Source organism: Cetobacterium sp., assembly GCF_048470075.1.
Taxonomy (GTDB): domain Bacteria; phylum Fusobacteriota; class Fusobacteriia; order Fusobacteriales; family Fusobacteriaceae; genus Cetobacterium_A.
In genome coordinates this window covers 1-1,705 of the sequence record NZ_DBGBQB010000121.1, presented here as the reverse complement: position 1 = coordinate 1,705, position 1,705 = coordinate 1, and the positions used below count along the sequence as shown (strand labels likewise).

General features: G+C 28.6%; 1 protein-coding gene. It reads left to right on the top strand.

Annotation, left to right across the window (positions count from 1 at the left end; translation table 11 throughout):
• Nucleotides 1–99: 99 nt before the first annotated feature.
• Nucleotides 100–1,705: sigma-54 interaction domain-containing protein (locus ACMOUI_RS04405; RefSeq protein WP_418964522.1), on the top strand; the 1,606-nt coding region annotated here is incomplete at its 3' end.

Genomic DNA, 1,705 nt, shown 5'->3' with positions numbered 1-1,705 from the left:
ATATTATATAGATACATAGAAAAGAGGTGATTTAAAATTTCTTTAAAATTAGCTATCGTTGCAGCAGGAAAAAATGTATCTTTATTTTATAAAGAACAATTGAAATATTTTTTTGGAGACGCTCTTATAATAAATGCATATTCTATAGAGGAAGGGGATGTTTTTTCACCTAAAAATGAAGATATATATTTGATTACAACAGTTTCCTTTGATTGTAATGAGGATATACAAAGATATATTCCTATCAATAAAACAACAATAATAGGGAACGTCACTTTTAAAAATTCAACTATTAATAGATTGAAAGAGTTTCCAGTGGATACAAAAGCTTTATTGGTAAACTCGTCGGCTAAAATGGCGGCAGAAACCATAACATTGCTATATCAAAAGGGTGTGAATAATATCCATTTTTATCCCTATTATCCTGGATGTGTTGAGGAGTATTCCAATATAAATTTAGCGATAACTCCAGGGGAAGTTAGGTACGCTCCAAGTCATATAACAGATATTTTAGATATAGAAAATAGAGTGTTGGATAGTAGCACTCTTTTAGAGATTGCCACAATAATTGGATGTGAATATCTACTTGATACAAAAAGATTTACTGACTATTTTGATGAGATTTCAGGAAATAGTGTTGGTATGGAAAATCTAATTGAAAAAAATAGTATTTTAAGACAGCAGTTAATCTCAATTGCAAAAGCAACTGAGTTTGGGATTATAGGATTTGAAAAAAATGGAAAGGTTGATAGTTGCAATAACTATGCTCTAAGCCTATTAAAAGAGAAAAGAAATTTAATTTTATTTAGGAATGTTCAAAATGAAATTTTAAAAAAAGGGTTCACTTCATGTAAAGAGAGTAAAAATTTTTATGAAATTAATTTTATCAATGATAAGGATGAAACAATCAAACTATCATTTATACCAATTTTAAAAAAAGATGATCTTGTATATGTGTATGCACTAATTAGTAAAAATATAGAGAAAAATAGTAATAAATTAAATAGTGAGATTTTAAAAAAGGGGCATAAGGCACGATATACTTTTGATGATATTATAACTCAGGATACTTTGTTATTAAAAACGAAAGAGATAGCAAAAAAAATGTCCAAGACAAACTCCTCAATCTTAATTACAGGGGAGAGTGGAACAGGAAAAGAACTATTTGCTCACTCTATACATAACTCCTCAAATAGAAAAGATTTTCCCTTTGTTGCTATAAATTGTGCTGCGTTAAATGAAAATATATTGGAATCAGAACTCTTTGGATATGAAGAGGGAGCTTTTACAGGAGCTAAAAAAGGTGGAAAAATAGGTCTATTTGAAATTGCAAATAATGGGACTATATTTTTAGATGAAATAGAGGGGATGAGTCAAAATTTGCAACTGAAACTATTGAGGGTTTTACAGGAGAAAGAGATTATAAAAGTTGGAGGAGATAGTTTAATTCCCATAGATGTAAGAATTATAGCAGCAACAAATGAGGATATTTTGGCATTGGTTAAGGAAAAAAAGTTTAGAAATGACCTGTATTATCGTTTAAATACTTTGCCAATAAATATTTTACCTTTAAGAAAAAGAATTGAAGATTTAGACTTTTTAATCAGATATTTTAAAAGAGTTTTAAATTTTGATTTTATTTTAACAGAGGAGGCAAAAGATAGGCTTTTTAGCTATGAATGGCCTGGAAATATTAGAGAGCTAA